Source organism: Acidovorax benzenivorans, assembly GCF_028680575.1.
In the GTDB taxonomy this organism is placed as follows: domain Bacteria; phylum Pseudomonadota; class Gammaproteobacteria; order Burkholderiales; family Burkholderiaceae_C; genus Acidovorax; species Acidovorax benzenivorans.
In genome coordinates this window covers 16,459-30,962 of sequence record NZ_JAPCKI010000009.1, presented here as the reverse complement: position 1 = coordinate 30,962, position 14,504 = coordinate 16,459, and the positions used below count along the sequence as shown (strand labels likewise).

Here is a 14,504-nt window from a genome sequence, read left to right as displayed (position 1 = left end):
AGTTAGAGTATCGACCTCGCGCAGGCCCCCAGCCTGCCCGGCCCCTTCTTCAGCCCCTGCCCCACCCATGTCCAACCTCGTCGTCCACGGCGGCACCCCGCTCCGGGGCCGCATCACGCCTTCCGCCAACAAGAACGCGGTGCTCCCCGTGCTATGCGCCACGCTGCTCACCAACGAGCCGCTCAAGCTCCTGGGCGTGCCCGACATCACCGATGTGCGCAAGATCCTGGAGATCTTCCGCACCCTGGGCAGCGATGTCCGCATGGACCACGCCACCGGCACGCTCGACCTGCACCACCACGCCACGGTGTTCGATGCCGCGCAGCACCGGCTGCCCGAGGAGATGCGCTCGTCCATCATGCTGGTGCCCCCGCTGCTCGCGCGCTTTGGCGTGGCGCGGCTGGAGGACAACGTCAAGGGCTGCACGCTGGGCGTGCGCGAGATCGACCCGCACGTGGAGGTGTTCCGCCGCTTCGGGGGCGCCGTCGAGCGGGCCGAGGGCTCGCTGCTGATCCGCAGCGCGGGCCGGCTGCAGGCCAACCACCACTGGCTGGACTACGCATCGGTGACCACCACCGAGAACTTCGTGCTGTGCGCCGCCACGGCCGAGGGCACCTCGGTGCTGACCAACGCGGCGTCGGAGCCGCACGTGCAGGAGTTCTGCCGCTTCATGGCCATGATCGGCGTGCGCATCGAGGGCATGGGCACCTCGCGCATCACCGTGCACGGCGGCACGGCCCTGCGCGGCGGGGAATTCCGTTTCGACGAGGATTTCCACGAGATCACGACCTTCCTCGCCCTGGGCGCGATCACCGGCGGGGACGTGGTGGTGAAGAACAGCGCGCCCGGGAACTTTCCGCTCATCGACCGCACCTTCGCCAAGTTCGGCGTCACCGTCACGCACGAGGACGGCTGGTCGCGCGCGGCGTGCGACGGGCCGCTCAAGGTGCAGACGCCCTTCACGAGCAATGTGCTGACCAAGGTGGAGGCAGCGCCCTGGCCGTATTTTCCGGTGGACCTGCTGCCCATCTTCATTGCCCTGGGCGTGCGCGCCGAGGGCAACGCGCTGTTCTGGAACAAGGTGTACGACGGGGCCCTGGGCTGGGCGGGCGAGCTGTCGAAGTTCGGCGCGCACGTGTTCCAGTCCGACCCGCACCGCCTGGTCACCTTCGGCGGCAACCCCCTGAGCCCGGCCGTGGTCGAGAGCCCCTACATCATCCGCGTGGCGATCGCGCTGTTCATGGTGGCGGCGAGCACGCCCGGGCGCTCCGAGATCCGCAACGCCACGCCCATCCGCCGCGCCCACCCGCGCTTCGTGGAGAACCTGCGCAGCCTGGGCGTGCAGGTGGAGTGGACCAGCGAGGAGTGAGCGGCGGCCCGCGGGCCTCAGGCTGCGACCACGCCGCCCGGTGCCTCGCCCGGGTTGGGCAGCACATGCACCCGGGCGGGCGCGGGGTGCGCATCCACGCAGTGCACGGTGTTGCGCCCCGACTCCTTGGCGCGGTACAGCGCCTTGTCGGCGCGGTTCACCAGCTCTTCAAAATCCATCCCCGAGCCCTTGTGCAGGGTGGCCACGCCAATGCTCACGGTGACCGCCACCTCCTGCCCCTCATCGCCCACACACACCAGCAAGGTCTCGACCTCCCGGCGCAGCGACTCTGCCACTTGCAGCGCGCTGGGGCCATCGGTCTCCGGCAGCACGATGACGAACTCTTCGCCACCAAACCGCGCCACGATGTCCACACCACTGCGTTTGCGCGCAGCGCAGACCTGAGCCACGGCGCAGATCACGCGGTCGCCCGCCAGGTGGCCGTACAGGTCGTTGACGGTCTTGAACAGGTCGATGTCCGCCACCAGCAAGGACAGCGGGTGGCCAAAACGTTCTGTGCGCTTGTATTCCTTGGCGCCCAGCTCCATGAGCGTGCGGCGGTTGGACAGGCCCGTGAGCGAGTCGTTGGCGGCCAGTTGCTCCAGCGAGGCGTTGAGCTGCTGCAACAGCCGGTTCTGCTCGGTGAGCTGCTGGTTGATCTGGGCGATCTCGGTCTCGCGGCACTTGCGGTCGTGGATGTTGAACGTGACGCCGATCAAGCGTTTGCCCCGTGTCTCGCCATGGCCGTCCATGATGCGGCCATAGTTGGCGAACCAGACCCACTCGCCGCTTTTGGAGCGCAACCGAAACTCGCAGCGGTACTGCGGGGTGACGCCCGTCAGGTGGTCGGCCACCGCCTTGCGCACGGTGTCGATGTCGTCGGGGTGGAACAGGCCATAAATGTCCTGCACGCCCGAGACGATTTCATCCTCGGAGAACCCCAGCTCTTCAAACGTCTTGGTTGCCTTGCGCGTGACGTTGCCGGTGATGAGGTCGTTCTCCCACAGGTCGAGCCCGGCAGCCTCCAGGGCCAACTCCAGCCGCTCCTTGTTCAGGTCCGCTTCACCCATAGCCATGACCACTTTATTTGACAGCGTTTCGTTCTGTATTCTGTATCGCGTCGGCGCGGGCTTCAAGGCTCAGGCTGGGGGCATACCACCCGCATAGCCGATGTTGCGCAGCAGCGCGGCAAACGACGCCACAGGCGTTGGTGGCGCCGCCATGGTAACGGCCACCACCACCGCTGGCCAGCACAGCAGCCTCTGTGGCAATCGCCTGGAAGTCGGTCAGGCCATAGGAATAGACATGGCCCATTGGGCACCCTCTCTTGATATTGCTGGGTGGAAAGCACCATATCCCAGCCCCGTCGAATGTCAATCGTTGGCGTGCCACGTAGCCAGCAAGCACCAAGGCAGGGCCTGCACTCTGGTTTCCGGGGGCGTCATCGCCTATGCTGTGCACCACGTTGTTTTCTGCCCCCACACCATGAGCACCCCCGAAAAATCCACCGTCTACGGTACTGAAGACCTGCTGATCAGCCTGTGCAACTCCGTCACCCGCGTGCTGAACGTGGCCACCCACAGCCAGATCCACTACTCCGGCATGGTGCAGCGCATCAGCAAGACCTGCCTGAAACCCGACATCGGCTGTTTTGTGCTGTTCGATGGCGGCTTCTCGGGCCTGGTCATCATCAACTTCTCGGCCCAGGCCGCGATGGAGCTGTATGCCAACTACCTGCTGAACATGGGCATGTCCAAGGACGACCTGGTCAGCTCCTACACGTCCGACGAGGTCAGCAACGTGATGGGCGAGCTCATGAACCAGGTGGTGGGCGATTTCACCGGCAAGGTGCGCCGCGAGCTGCAGACCCACATCACGCAGAACCAGCCCAAGATGCTGGTGCTGAACAAGCAGGTGATGCTGAGCGTGGACGCCAACCTGGACAAGCCCGAGGCCCGGCGCGTGACCTTCTACACCAGCAACAACAACATCTTCTACCTGGAACTGGCCATCGACCGCACCGAGTTCATCAAGCTCTACGACTTCGAGGCGCAGGAAGTGCCGGACGCCGACGCGCTGATGGCCCAGTCGCAAGAAGCCCCACCCGTGCCCGCCCCAACGCCTGCTGGCCAGGACGATACGGATGCACTGCTCAAGTCGCTGGGGATGTAGAAATACTACAAAAATGATAGCTTCCAACGCTTAATATACAAGCGCCAGCAGCCGTTTTGACTTAAAAACCTGGTTAAAGACACAAGCGAGCCTGCTCCAGCCCGCTCCCCGGGCTCGTCCTACACCAGCCGTAGCCACGCCGCACCACCGCGCCCTGTCACCCCTCAAACTGCGGGTGCAGCTGCCGGATGCGGTTCATGGCCATGGCCGCAGCGGCGGTGCGCGTCTCCACGCCCAATTTGGCAAACACGCGCTCCAGGTGCTTTTTTACCGTGGCAGGGCTGGCACCCAGGATGTCGCCGATGTCGCGGTTGATCTTGCCCTTGACCACCCAGTACAGCACCTCGGCCTCGCGCGCGGTGAGCTTGAAGGACAGGCTCATGGACTCGATGATCTTGGCGTCCGACACCTCGCGCATCACGATCAGCCAGTCACCTCCGCCCTCGCTGTCTCCGGCCTGCTGGTGCAAGCGGAAAGTGAGGCGGCGGGCGCCCTGCTCCACCGCCAGGCGCGGTGGCTCGGCCAGCGATGCGGCCAGCAGCTCGGCGGCGTTGTCGGCCAGCACGTGGCGACGCAGCCAGGCCTGCACCGGCTCGGGCGCCCATTGGCCGAAGGCGGTGGGCGCGCCGTCCGGGCCCACTTCGCCAAAGTAACTTTGCAGCAGCTCGCGCGCCAGCGGGGTCTGCCACACGATGCGGCCGTCCACCGCACGCACGGTGATGCTGGCGTAGCCAAAGGCATCAAGCGCATTGCGCGCCTCGCGGGCCTGGCGGGCGTCCTGCCGGGCCTTGCGGGCAGAGCCCAGGTGCACGCCCATGCGGGCCATCACTTCGCGGGGCTTGATGGGTTTGGTGACGTAGTCCACGCCCCCCGCCTCCAGCGCAGCGACCAGGTGTTCGGTCTCGGTCAGGCCGGTCATGAAGATGATGGGGATGTGCGCCGTGGCAGGCGAAGCCTTGAGGCGCCGGGCCACTTCAAAGCCGTCCATGCCGGGCATCATGGCGTCGAGCAACACGATGTCGGGCAGGGCCTGCGCAGCGCGCTGCAGCGCGGCCTCGCCATGCGTGGCGACCAGCACGGTGTAGCCCGATTCATCGAGCGCGTCGTGCAGCACGGCCAGGTTGTCGGGCACGTCGTCCACGATCAGCACCACGTCGCTGTCGCTGCGGTCCAGCGCTGCGCCGGGCGCTGCAGGCGCCTGCAAGGAAGATGGGTTTGCGGTGGTCATCACGATGGCGCCTGCTCCAGGATCTGGCCCATGGCGTCGAACTGGAACTGCTTGGCCAGTTGCCGCATGGTGCCCACAAAAGCGCCGTGCGCGGGTTGGCTGCGTTCGATGTCGTCCAGGGTGTTGAGGATGCCCCGGTAGTAGCCCAGCGCCACCACCTGCGCCAAGGCCGACAGCGCGATGGCATCAGGGTACGTGAGGGGCGCAGGCGCTGTGGACGCAACCATTGGGCCAGTCCCGGCCGGCGTCTCTGTGGCTTCGTCGTGTTGCCACTGCAGGCCCAGGCGGCGCTCCAGCCAGTCCAGCAGTTCGCTGTGGCGCACGGGCTTGACGATGAAGTCCTCGGGGCGGATGTCCACGTCGTTGTCCAGCGCCTTGTCGAACGCATTGGCCGACACAATGGCGCAGTGGACGTTCATGAGGTGCATCTGCCGCACGCGCCGCAAGGTCTCCCACCCGTCGATGCCCGGCATGGCCAGGTCCATGAAGATCGCATGCGGCCGGTAGCCGGTGGCCAGCAGGTCCAGCGCGTCATGCCCGCTGGCGGCCTGGCGCAGTTCAAAGCCCAGGGGTTCGAGCAATTGCACCAGCAGCTCGCGGTCGGGCTCTTCGTTGTCCACGACCAGGATGCGACGGCGCTCGCCTGCGTAACCCCTGCGGGCGCGCAGGGCTTGCACGGCCACGGGTGCCGCCGTCTTGCCCAGCGCATCCCCATGCACCTCGGGCAGAAACAGCTTGACGTGGAACACCGAGCCCACGCCCGGGGTGCTGCTCACCGTCAGCTCGCCGCCCATGAGCGCGGTGAGCATCTTGGCAATGGTCAGGCCCAGGCCCGCACCCGGCGCAGCAGCGGTGCTGCCACCGCCCGATCCGCCGCGCGCAAAGGGCTCGAAGATGCGCTCGATCTCTTCGGCCGTGAGGCCCGGCCCCGTGTCCTGCACCTCAATGCGCGCCATCTCACGCGCATAACGCACGCGCAGCGTGACGGTGCCTTGCGCCGTGAATTTGACGGCGTTGCCCAGCAGGTTGATGAGGATCTGGCGCAGGCGCTTTTCGTCGGCACGCACCACTTCCGGAATCACGCCCAGCACGTCAAACTGAAACGCCAGGCCCTTGGCGGCGGCCTGCAGCTCGAACAGGCTGGCCATCTCATGCAGGCCATCGGCAAAGCGCATGGGCGTGACATCGAGCGTGAGCTTGCCGGACTCGATGCGCGCGATGTCGAGCGTGCCTTCGATGAGCGACAACAGGTGCTCGCCGCCCCGGCGGATCACATGCACCGCCTGCTTGCGGTGCGGCGGCACGCCCGCGTCCTCGCCCATGAGCTGCGCATAGCCCAGGATGGAGTTGAGCGGCGTGCGGATCTCATGGCTGATGGCGCTGATGTAGCGGCTCTTGGCCTGATTGGCCTGGTCGGCCGCGCGCTGGGCCGCTTCGGCCACCTGGCGCGCCTGCTCGGCGACGCTGCGCGCTGTCTGCAGCGCCTCGTCGGTCTGGCGGTGCAGCTCGATCTCGCGCACCAAGAGGCCGGTCTGGCGATTCGATTCCTCCTGCGCCACCTGGCGGCTCTTGTGCGCCAGCACCAGCCACCAGGCCACGATGCCCGAGATGACCAGCAGCGCCAAGTAGGCCTTGAGCAGGCCCGAGCGCAGTGCCACTTCGGGTGCTGCCATCACCTCGGTGTCGGTGGCGGCCTGCGCAATGGTGTTGAGCTCCTGGTGGTACAGCAGCCCCATCACCGAGGCCAGCAGCGGCGCGATCACCAGCATCAGCAGCAGAAAGTGGCCCAAGCCCGTGTCCAGGTAGCGCCATGTGGCGCGTGGCAGCACCCAGCGCAGCGCGGCTGACCACTGCACCGCCATGCTCGCATGGGGCTTGCACAGGTCGCCGCAGCGCGCATCGAGCGTGCAGCACAGCGAGCAGATAGCCCCCCGGTAGGCAGGGCACTGGGCCATGTCGGGCGCCTCGTACTCGCGCTCGCAGATCACGCAGCGCTGCACGGTGGTGCGCCGGTAGCTGCCCACCTCGGTGCCCAGCCCCCCTTCGGCATTGCGGCGCAGCGGGCCATGCAGGGGCACCGCCACCACATCGGCCAGCGCAGCGGGTTCTGACTGGCGCGCAATGTAATAGCGCCCCCCGGTGGCCCAGGCAATGAGTGGTGCAGTGACAAAGGCCACCGCCATCGCAATCACGGCCGAGAACGCCTGCGGCAACGGGCCGAACAGCCCCAGGTGCGCGCTGATGGACAGGACGGACGCCAGCGCCATCGAGCCCACGCCCACCGGGTTGATGTCGTACAGGTGTGCGCGCTTGAACTCGATGCCCTTGGGCGACAGGCCCAGCGGCTTGTTGATGACCAGGTCGGCCACCACCGACATGATCCAGGCGATGGCGATGTTGGAGTACAGCCCCAGCACCTCGCCCATGGCGCGGAACACGTTCATCTCCATCAGCATGAAGGCGATCAGCGTGTTGAACACCACCCACACCACCCGCCCCGGATGGCTGTGCGTGAGGCGCGAGAAGAAGTTGGACCACGCGAGCGACCCCGCGTAGGCGTTGGTCACGTTGATCTTGAGCTGCGACACCACCACAAACAGCGCCGTGGCCGCCACCGCCCAGCCGTAGTTGGGGAACACATATTCATACGCGGCCAGGTACATCTGGTTCGGGTCCACCGCACGCTCGGCCGGCACCATGTGGGTGAGGGCCAAATAGGCCAGCAGCGCGCCGCCCAGCATCTTGAGCACGCCCAGCACCACCCAGCCCGGCCCGCCCACCAGCACGCCCAGCCACCAGCGCCCGCGCGTGGCGGGTGTGCTGGCGGGCATGAAGCGCAGGTAGTCGGCCTGTTCCCCCATCTGGGTAATGAGCGCAATACCCACCGTGAGTGCCGCACCAAACAAGGGCAACTGAAACGTAGCACCGCGCGCCAATTCACCACCGTAGTGCATCACCCCAGAAAATGCACCAGGATCGCGCACCAGCACGTATGCAAACGGCACCACCAGCATCACCAGCCACAGCGGCTGCGTCCACACCTGCAGGCGGCTGATGGCCGAGACGCCGTGGGTGACCAGCGGAATCACCACAATGGCGCAGATCAGGTAGCCCCAGGTGGGCGGGATGTCGAGCGCCAGCTCCAGCGCATAGGCCATCACGGCCGCCTCCAGCGCGAAGAAGATGAAAGTAAAGCTGGCGTAGATCAGCGAAGTGAGCGTGGAGCCGATGTAGCCAAAGCCCGCGCCGCGCGTGAGCAGGTCCATGTCCACGCCATAACGCGCGGCATACACGCTGATGGGCAAACCGGCCAGAAAGATGATGAGCCCCGTCGCCACAATGGCCCAGAAGGCGTTGATGAAACCGTATTGCACCAGCAGCGTGGCGCCCACGGCCTCCAGGATCAGGAACGACGCCGCACCAAACGCCGTATTGGCCACCCGCCATTCGGACCACTTGCGAAAGCGCTGGGGGGTGTAGCGCAGCGCGTAGTCCTCCATGGTCTCGGTGGCCACCCAGCTGTTGTAGTCGCGCCGGACCTTGACCACCACCTGCTGCGGGGCCTGGGCGTCCGCATCCTGCCCAGACGGCCGCACCGATGCCGCATCGGCGGGAGCAAGGGGGGCGGTGGGCAATGGCATGGAAATGGGGTGACGGCAAGCACTGCAGGTGCAGTTTCCATGCCACGACCGCCCCCCGGCAAGCACCGCCTCTGCGCCCTCTGGCGTATGGCGGGCACGGGGCTTGCTGCCTATGATGAATCCGCTGGTGTGCGACCGCTCGGTAAACCATGGCGGTTAACCGGGTGCCCCACCTGGCTTAGCCAGCCGCACGAGCCCACCCATCCCCAGATTGAGTACAACGACATGGAACTGACGCCTCGCGAAAAAGACAAGCTGCTGATCTTTACCGCCGCCCTGCTGGCCGAGCGCCGCAAGGCCCGGGGCCTCAAGCTCAACTACCCCGAGGCCATGGCCCTGATCAGCGCAGCCGTGATGGAAGGCGCCCGCGACGGCAAGACCGTGGCGCAACTCATGAGCGAGGGCCGCACCGTGCTGACCCGCGCAGACGTAATGGACGGCATCGCCGAGATGATCCCGGACATCCAGGTAGAGGCCACCTTCCCCGACGGCACCAAGCTCGTCACCGTGCACCAGCCGATCATATGAAGCCCCCCCCTGTGTCGCTTCGCGCCTTCCCCCTCAAGGGGGACGCCACCGGTGGCCTGGCAAAGCCAGTTCCACGGTGGCACTGGCGCAATACCGCGCGCCTCGCTCCACGCCTGTACACCAACGGCAAGAACGCTGACACGGCTTGCCCCCTTTTTTGGAGATTCCCCATGCTTTCCCCTCGCACCAAATCCGCTCTTATTCTGATAGCTGCCAGCGCTTTATCCATAAGCGCTAGCGCCCATACAGGCGTAGAAGCCCACAGCCACAGCGGTTTCATCAGCGGCTTTGTGCACCCCTTGTTCGGCCTGGACCACCTGGCCGCCATGGTGGCCGTGGGCCTGTGGAGCGCGCTGGCCGCGCGCGGCGCCGGTCGCGAACTGCTGTGGGGCCCCGTGGGCTTTGCGGCCATGCTGCTGGCAGGCGCGGTGCTGGGCCTGCAAGGCGTGGCACTGCCTGCGGTGGAGCCCATGATTGCGACGTCGCTGCTGGCCACGGGCCTGCTCGTCGTATCCCGCCTGCGCGTGCCGGGCATCGTGGCCGCGCTGGGCGCGGGCGTGTTTGCTGTGTTCCATGGCGTGGCCCATGGCGTTGAGCTGGCAGGCAGCAGCAGCGCCTGGCAAACCCTGGCAGGCATGCTGGCCGCCACCGTGCTGCTGCATGGCGCAGGCCTGGCGGCAGGCTGGGCGCTGCGCCAGCGCACCGTGTGGATCAGCCGCGCCGCTGGCGTGGCCGTGGCCCTGATGGGTGGCGCGCTGCTGGCGCAAATGGCCTAAGCCTTCATTTGATCTGGAGCCCCCATGATCCCTGGCGAACTCATCACCGAACCCGGCGAGCACCTGCTCAACACCGGCCGCCGCACCCTCACGCTGGTGGTGCGCAACATGGCCGACCGGCCCATCCAGGTCGGCTCGCACTACCACTTTGCAGAAACCAACAACGCCCTGGGCTTTGACCGCGCCGCCGCGCGCGGCATGCGGCTGAACATTGCGTCCGGCACCGCCGTGCGCTTTGAGCCCGGCCAGGAGCGCACCGTGGAGCTGGTGGACTACGCGGGCGAGCGCAAGGTGTTTGGCTTTCAAGGCCTGACACACGGCGCGCTCTGAACATTGAACAAAAACAGCCTCTAGCGCCCACTGAATAAGCGCTAGCAGCTATCAAAAACATAGTACCCAGTTCTTGCGGAGCAACCCCATGGCAACCATTGGACGACGCGCCTACGCCGAGATGTTCGGCCCCACCGTGGGCGACCGCGTGCGCCTGGCCGACACCGAACTCCTTCTAGAAGTCGAGGCCGACTACACGCTGCGTGCAGGCAGCTATGGCGAAGAGGTGAAGTTTGGCGGCGGCAAGACCATTCGCGACGGCATGGCGCAGTCGCAACGCAGTAATGCACAAGGCGCGGTCGACACCGTGCTGACCAATGCCCTGGTGGTGGACCACACCGGTATCTTCAAGGCCGACATCGGCTTGCGCGCAGGCCGCATTGCCGCCATCGGCAAGGCGGGCAACCCTGATGTGCAACCCGGCGTGGACATCATCATCGGCCCCGGCACGGAGGTCATCAGCTGCGAGGGCAACATCGTCACCGCAGGCGGCATCGACAGCCACATCCACTTCATCTGCCCGCAGCAGATCGAAGAAGCCCTGGCCAGCGGTGTGACCACCATGCTCGGCGGCGGCACCGGCCCCGCCACGGGCACGCTGGCCACCACCTGCACGTCCGGCCCCTTCAACCTGGAGTGCATGCTGCAGGCGGCCGACGCCTTCCCCATGAACCTGGGCTTTCTCGGCAAGGGCAACGCCAGCCTGCCCGATGCGCTGCACGAGCAGATCAACGCAGGCGCCATGGGCCTGAAGCTGCATGAAGACTGGGGCACCACGCCCTCGGCCATCAGCAACTGCCTGGACGTGGCCGAAACCACCGACACGCAGGTCGCCATCCACAGCGACACGCTCAACGAATCGGGCTTTGTAGAGAACACCATCGCCGCCGTGGGCGGGCGCGGCATCTGCGCCTTCCACACCGAGGGCGCGGGCGGCGGGCACGCGCCCGACATCCTGCGCGTGGTGGGCGAAGACAACTTTTTGCCCAGCTCCACCAACCCCACCATGCCGTACACGCACAACACGCTCGATGAGCATGTGGACATGCTCATGGTGTGCCACCACCTCGATGCCAGCATTGCCGAGGACCTGGCCTTTGCCGAAAGCCGCATCCGCAAGGAAACCATTGCCGCCGAGGACATCCTGCACGACCTGGGCGCCATCAGCATGATGAGCAGCGACAGCCAGGCCATGGGCCGCGTGGGCGAGGTCATCCTGCGCACCTGGCAGACGGCGCACAAGATGAAGGTGCAGCGCGGCAGCCTGCAGGGCGACACGGCCCGGAGCGACAACACGCGCATCAAGCGCTACGTGGCCAAGTACACCATCAACCCCGCGATTGCGCACGGCATCAGCCACGAGGTGGGTTCGCTCGAAGTCGGCAAATGGGCCGACATCGTGATTTGGAAGCCAGCCTTCTTTGGCGTGAAGCCCGCGCTCATCTTGAAGGGCGGCCTGATCGCCATGGCCGCTATGGGCGACCCGAATGCCTCCATCCCCACGCCACAGCCTGTGCACTACCGGCCGATGTTTGGTGCGTTTGGCGGCGCCATTGCCAAGACTTCGCTCACCTTCGTCTCGCAGGCAGGTTTGGCGGCCGGCATTGGCGAGCGCTTTGGCCTGCGCAAAACGTTGAGCGCCGTGCGCAACATCCGTGGCGTGCGCAAGCAGCACATGGTGCACAACAGCTACACGCCCAAGATGGAGGTGGACGCGCAGACCTACACCGTGCGCGCCGACGGCCAGCTGCTCACCTGCGAGGCCGCCACCGTGCTGCCCATGGCGCAGCGCTACTTTTTGTTCTGAGGTCGAAGCCCATGAACGCCTTGCTGCAAGACCTGCAGATCCGCCTGGACGACCTGACCGATCCGCGCATCGAAGCCTTCATGCAGGAGCATTTGAAGGACATGCGTGCCACCTCGCCGCCGGAGAGCGTGCACGCGCTCGACATGGTGCAGCTGCGCCAGCCCGAGATCCGCTTCTGGACGGCCTGGCGGGGCGACGGCGAGCTGGTGGGTACCGGCGCGCTCAAGCACCTGGATGCCGAACATGCCGAACTCAAGTCCATGCGCACAGCGGCCAGCGCGCGTGGCCAGGGTGTCGGCCGCGCCGTGCTGGAACACATCCTGGGTCAGGCGGTGGACCTGGGCTACCAGCGCATCAGCCTGGAGACGGGCACGCAGCCCTTCTTTGAACCCGCGCACCAGCTGTACCTGCGCTATGGTTTTACCGACTGCGCCCCGTTCGGCAGCTACCGGCCAGACCCTCACAGCCGGTACATGAGCCGCGCACTGTAGAGCCGCCTCGCATCACTGCCCGGCCAGGGCCACAATGTTGTCCTCGCCCTTCCTGCACCGTCCTCCCCTCTTGCCATGATCCAGGTCTCCAAACTTCTCCCCCAAGGCCAAGGCCTCGCTCCCGTGCTGCTCAAGCGCGCCACCACCATCGAGCTGGACTGGGACGTGCGCCAGAAAAGCCGCTTTGCGACCACCGACTCCGCCGGGCGCGAACTGGGCGTCTTCTTGCCACGCGGCACCGTGGTGCGCGGCGGCGATGTGCTGGTGGCCGAAGACGGCTCCATGGTGCGTGTGGTTGCGGCACCGCAGTCCGTGCTGGTCATCACCCACTGCGCCCACCATGGCACCCCGTTTGACCTGACCCGCGCCGCCTACCACCTGGGCAACCGCCATGTGCCCATCGAGCTGCAGCCCGACCACCTCAAGATCGAACCCGACCACGTGCTGGCCGACATGCTGCGCGCCATGCACTTGATCGTTACGGCGCAAGACCTGCCGTTTGAGCCCGAAGGTGGCGCCTACGCGGCAGGACACAGTGGTGGCCATGACCACGGGCACAGCCACGATCACGGGCACTCTCACGATGCCAGTCACGACCATGCGCACGAGCACAAACATGACGCCGCTCCGGCCAGTGCCCGCCCCGTGGCCATCCCGGTTGTTGCCCAGGGCCACGTGCACGGCCCCCACTGCAACCACGGCCATGACCATGACCACGGAGAGCACGGGCACAGCCACTGATGGGCTGCCCCCCCCTCGCCGCCATGCGCCTCGACCGCCCCACGTCCCTGCCCGCTGCCAGCCTGCTGCAACTCATCTGGCTAGCCTCACCTGCACTGCCGGTGGGCGGTTTTTCGTATTCCGAAGGGCTTGAAAGCGCCATTGAAAACGCAGGCTTGGCGAGCGAGGCCGCCGTGGCCGACTGGCTGCTGGACCAGTTGCACATCACCCAGGCACGCGGCGACATGGCGCTCATCGCCAAGGCCATGGGCGCCTGGCGCCGCGCCGACTGGGCGCATGTGCGCGAGCTCAACGACTGGGTGCAACACACCCGCGAGACCAGCGAACTGCGCCTGCAGACCGAGCAGATGGGCCGGTCGATGGCCGACTGGCTGCGCAACCAGCACCAAGGCAATGAAGAGGCCCTGCCCGCCATCCGCTACCTGGCCGCCCTGCCCCCCACCTACCCCGTGGCCTTTGCACTGGCCGCATCCACCACCCAGGCACCTGTGCGCGATGTGCTACTGGCCTACGCCTTTGGATGGGCGGAAAACATGGTGCAGGCGGCCCTCAAATCCATGCAACTGGGCCAAAGCGCAGGCCAGCGCATCCTGGCGCGGCTGGCCGATGCCATCCCTGCCGCAGCAGACCACGCCATCGGCCTGATGGACAGCGAGCGCCAGGCCTTTTCTCCCATGCTGGCCATCCTGTCGGCGCAGCATGAAACCCAATACTCCCGCCTCTTCCGATCATGACGATGACCACCACCAGCAACCTGCATCACATCCCGAACCGCACCAAAAACCTGCCCCCGCTGCGCGTGGGCATCGGCGGCCCTGTGGGCTCGGGCAAGACCACGCTGCTGGAAATGCTGTGCAAAACCATGCGCGATGACTACGACCTCATCGCCATCACCAACGACATCTACACCAAGGAAGACCAGCGCCTGCTCACAGTGAGCGGCGCCCTGCCCGCAGACCGTATCCTGGGCGTGGAAACCGGCGGCTGCCCCCACACCGCCATCCGCGAAGACTGTTCCATCAACCTCGAAGCCATCGACCGCATGCTGGGCGAGTTCCCCAACGCCGACATCGTGTTCGTCGAGAGCGGCGGCGACAACCTGGCCGCCACCTTCAGTCCCGAACTCAGCGACCTGACCATCTACGTCATCGACGTCGCTGCCGGCGAAAAAATCCCCCGCAAGGGCGGCCCTGGCATCACCAAAAGCGACCTGTTCATCATCAACAAAACCGACCTGGCCCCCCACGTGGGCGCCAACTTGGACGTGATGCACGCCGACACCACCCGCATGCGCACCAACGCCCAGGGCCTCAAACCGTTTGTGATGACCAACCTCAAAACCCTGGCGGGCGTGGCTGACGTGGTGAAGTTCATCGAGACTCGGGGCATGCTGAAAAAATCAGCACCCGCAGTCAGCTAGA

The 14,504-nt window shown here is 66.2% G+C and carries 13 protein-coding genes; 10 read left to right on the top strand and 3 right to left on the bottom strand.

All coding sequences use genetic code 11. The features are described 5' to 3' along the window. Window positions 1-67: 67 nt before the first annotated feature. The gene (locus tag OIN59_RS16025) at window positions 68-1,369 is read left to right on the top strand and encodes a UDP-N-acetylglucosamine 1-carboxyvinyltransferase (RefSeq protein WP_218341491.1); all 1,302 of its coding nucleotides are present in this window, start codon (window positions 68-70) and stop codon (window positions 1,367-1,369) included. A gap of 17 nt (window positions 1,370-1,386) precedes the next feature. On the opposite strand, the gene OIN59_RS16020 is transcribed toward OIN59_RS16025, so the two are convergent. After that, complete coding sequence (locus OIN59_RS16020) at window positions 1,387-2,445, bottom strand: sensor domain-containing diguanylate cyclase (RefSeq protein WP_274112073.1); 1,059 nt, start codon at window positions 2,443-2,445, stop codon at window positions 1,387-1,389. A gap of 409 nt (window positions 2,446-2,854) precedes the next feature. Between OIN59_RS16020 and OIN59_RS16015 the strand changes: the two genes are divergently transcribed. Continuing rightward, the gene (locus OIN59_RS16015; RefSeq protein ID WP_274112072.1) at window positions 2,855-3,541 is read left to right on the top strand and encodes a DUF3334 family protein; all 687 of its coding nucleotides are present in this window, start codon (window positions 2,855-2,857) and stop codon (window positions 3,539-3,541) included. 157 nt (window positions 3,542-3,698) lie between these two features. Here OIN59_RS16015 and OIN59_RS16010 read toward each other — a convergent pair whose 3' ends face one another. Both OIN59_RS16010 and OIN59_RS16005 read right to left on the bottom strand, forming a co-directional pair. After that, entirely contained in the window at window positions 3,699-4,769 is a 1,071-nt protein-coding gene (locus OIN59_RS16010; protein ID WP_274112071.1) for a response regulator, read from the bottom strand. Continuing rightward, window positions 4,769-8,410: a hybrid sensor histidine kinase/response regulator gene (locus OIN59_RS16005; protein ID WP_274112070.1), complete on the bottom strand. Its 3,642-nt coding sequence runs from the start codon at window positions 8,408-8,410 to the stop codon at window positions 4,769-4,771. The genes OIN59_RS16010 and OIN59_RS16005 overlap by 1 nt, the downstream gene beginning before the upstream one ends. A gap of 225 nt (window positions 8,411-8,635) precedes the next feature. Between OIN59_RS16005 and OIN59_RS16000 the strand changes: the two genes are divergently transcribed. The 8 genes from OIN59_RS16000 (at window position 8,636) to ureG (ending at window position 14,503) form a co-directional block, all read left to right on the top strand. Continuing rightward, entirely contained in the window at window positions 8,636-8,938 is a 303-nt protein-coding gene (locus tag OIN59_RS16000; RefSeq protein WP_274112069.1) for an urease subunit gamma, read from the top strand. 170 nt (window positions 8,939-9,108) lie between these two features. Next, a complete protein-coding gene (locus OIN59_RS15995; protein WP_274112068.1) occupies window positions 9,109-9,714 on the top strand; it encodes a HupE/UreJ family protein in 606 nt (201 codons plus the stop codon). A 24-nt stretch (window positions 9,715-9,738) separates the two neighbouring features. Next, window positions 9,739-10,044 carry an urease subunit beta gene (locus tag OIN59_RS15990; protein ID WP_099654828.1) on the top strand — a complete coding sequence of 102 codons (306 nt, stop codon included), beginning with the start codon at window positions 9,739-9,741 and terminating at the stop codon, window positions 10,042-10,044. A gap of 88 nt (window positions 10,045-10,132) precedes the next feature. Beyond that, complete coding sequence (gene ureC, locus OIN59_RS15985) at window positions 10,133-11,851, top strand: urease subunit alpha (protein ID WP_274112067.1); 1,719 nt, start codon at window positions 10,133-10,135, stop codon at window positions 11,849-11,851. A gap of 11 nt (window positions 11,852-11,862) precedes the next feature. Continuing rightward, the gene (locus OIN59_RS15980) at window positions 11,863-12,342 is read left to right on the top strand and encodes a GNAT family N-acetyltransferase (protein ID WP_274112066.1); all 480 of its coding nucleotides are present in this window, start codon (window positions 11,863-11,865) and stop codon (window positions 12,340-12,342) included. 75 nt (window positions 12,343-12,417) lie between these two features. Then, window positions 12,418-13,083, top strand: a complete 666-nt coding sequence (gene ureE / locus OIN59_RS15975) for an urease accessory protein UreE (protein WP_274112065.1) — start codon at window positions 12,418-12,420, stop codon at window positions 13,081-13,083. A gap of 23 nt (window positions 13,084-13,106) precedes the next feature. Next, window positions 13,107-13,817: an urease accessory protein UreF gene (locus OIN59_RS15970; protein ID WP_274112064.1), complete on the top strand. Its 711-nt coding sequence runs from the start codon at window positions 13,107-13,109 to the stop codon at window positions 13,815-13,817. Beyond that, a complete protein-coding gene (gene ureG, locus OIN59_RS15965) occupies window positions 13,814-14,503 on the top strand; it encodes an urease accessory protein UreG (protein ID WP_274112063.1) in 690 nt (229 codons plus the stop codon). Before OIN59_RS15970 ends, ureG begins: the two co-directional genes overlap by 4 nt. Window position 14,504: the final 1 nt, after the last annotated feature.

Bases quoted from the DNA above. Each gene is read 5' to 3' on its own strand.
- OIN59_RS16025 (WP_218341491.1), top strand. From the start codon at position 68: ATGTCCAACCTCGTCGTCCACGGCGGCACCCCGCTCCGGGGCCGCATC.
- OIN59_RS16020 (WP_274112073.1), bottom strand. From the start codon at position 2,445: ATGGCTATGGGTGAAGCGGACCTGAACAAGGAGCGGCTGGAGTTGGCC.
- OIN59_RS16015 (WP_274112072.1), top strand. From the start codon at position 2,855: ATGAGCACCCCCGAAAAATCCACCGTCTACGGTACTGAAGACCTGCTG.
- OIN59_RS16010 (WP_274112071.1), bottom strand. From the start codon at position 4,769: ATGACCACCGCAAACCCATCTTCCTTGCAGGCGCCTGCAGCGCCCGGC.
- OIN59_RS16005 (WP_274112070.1), bottom strand. From the start codon at position 8,410: ATGCCATTGCCCACCGCCCCCCTTGCTCCCGCCGATGCGGCATCGGTG.
- OIN59_RS16000 (WP_274112069.1), top strand. From the start codon at position 8,636: ATGGAACTGACGCCTCGCGAAAAAGACAAGCTGCTGATCTTTACCGCC.
- OIN59_RS15995 (WP_274112068.1), top strand. From the start codon at position 9,109: ATGCTTTCCCCTCGCACCAAATCCGCTCTTATTCTGATAGCTGCCAGC.
- OIN59_RS15990 (WP_099654828.1), top strand. From the start codon at position 9,739: ATGATCCCTGGCGAACTCATCACCGAACCCGGCGAGCACCTGCTCAAC.
- ureC (WP_274112067.1), top strand. From the start codon at position 10,133: ATGGCAACCATTGGACGACGCGCCTACGCCGAGATGTTCGGCCCCACC.
- OIN59_RS15980 (WP_274112066.1), top strand. From the start codon at position 11,863: ATGAACGCCTTGCTGCAAGACCTGCAGATCCGCCTGGACGACCTGACC.
- ureE (WP_274112065.1), top strand. From the start codon at position 12,418: ATGATCCAGGTCTCCAAACTTCTCCCCCAAGGCCAAGGCCTCGCTCCC.
- OIN59_RS15970 (WP_274112064.1), top strand. From the start codon at position 13,107: ATGCGCCTCGACCGCCCCACGTCCCTGCCCGCTGCCAGCCTGCTGCAA.
- ureG (WP_274112063.1), top strand. From the start codon at position 13,814: ATGACGATGACCACCACCAGCAACCTGCATCACATCCCGAACCGCACC.